Annotated in this window: 2 protein-coding genes; both read right to left on the reverse strand. The window is 37.2% G+C overall.

All coding sequences use genetic code 11. From position 1 onward, the window contains the following. The coding region (locus C8N29_RS16645; protein WP_146164421.1) for a transposase at window positions 1-101 on the reverse strand (101 nt) is incomplete at its 3' end. A 415-nt stretch (window positions 102-516) separates the two neighbouring features. Then, window positions 517-1,008 (reverse strand): hypothetical protein, encoded by a 492-nt coding sequence (locus tag C8N29_RS16650; protein WP_107867180.1) that lies wholly within the window; start codon window positions 1,006-1,008, stop codon window positions 517-519. Between the last annotated feature and the right edge of the window lie 115 nt (window positions 1,009-1,123).

A 1,123-nucleotide genomic window follows, 5' to 3' on the forward strand; every position in this document is an offset into this window, starting at 1 on the left:
CTGATGCCGTGTTCACGACACAACGCTGGCACAGGTGTCCCTGCTTCAGCTTGTTTGAGAATAGCCATGATCTGGCTGTCACTAAATTTCGATGTCTTCATGCAGAATCTCCTGCGTTTATCCTACGAGAAAATTCTACTTTTGAAAGCGGTTATTTTTAGGGATGATTACCGGACTAGTGAACTCACTCTACAAACAAAATTAGTTCACTACACCAATCAAAACTAGCGATGAATCAATACTACACTACCCTTCCTGCCGCTCGGCGCAACAATAAAAGCCTAACGATGCAGCCCGATGAATGATAACAACTCAAATATACTCGTAAAACCCGCATTAACAAATAGATAGAAGATAAAAAAATATACAGCAAATTAAACGCTAAGAATTGCCCAACTTTAACGCTAAGAGATAGCACCCCTCAAAAAATTACAACCTGAGATTGACCTCAGAACCATTCAAAAATACACCAAAACCGTGCGGGGTGCTATCCTACTTGAGCGTTGAGTTGGGCAATTATGAGTAAACTATAGTTCCTGCTGGCAGTTTTATTTCACATAACATGCGATAACAGACACCATTTCCAAATATAAAACAATATCCTGAGTCTCTTGCCTCAATTAAATATCGTCTTAGCCACTTTATTATTGCCATAAGTCGTAAACGGTGTAATGTTAAATAAATTTGCTTTTCTGGCTGATTAGGGGCTTTTTCGCTACCTTGATAATATTCCCAAACTTTTTCATAAGTAGAAAAACTTATAAGCATTTGATTAGTAATACCTATACAAGCTTCAAGCTCATTGCCTGATATTACTAATAATAAATTTATAGACTTTAGTCCTATCCCACATTTTTGAATTGATAATTGCTCAAAAAAAGGTGCAATTAAATCGAAGTAACCACCTTCTTGAGTATTCCAATCCTCAAAAGAAAATCTACTGGAAATAGGTAGAGGCATATTAGAAATATATTTTTTCTCAGGAAAGACACCAAATACGTGTTTCATAAAGATGCCCAACTTTAACACTAAGAGGTAGCACCCCTCAACAAACTACAACCTGAGATTGACCTCAGAACCATTCAAAAATACACCAAAATCGTGCGGGGTGCTATCCTACTTG

The organism is Agitococcus lubricus, from assembly GCF_003051055.1.
Lineage (GTDB): Bacteria > Pseudomonadota > Gammaproteobacteria > Pseudomonadales > Moraxellaceae > Agitococcus > Agitococcus lubricus.

Excerpts from the sequence above, each read along its gene's own strand:
- C8N29_RS16650 (WP_107867180.1), bottom strand. The coding sequence starts at position 1,008 with ATGAAACACGTATTTGGTGTCTTTCCTGAGAAAAAATATATTTCTAAT.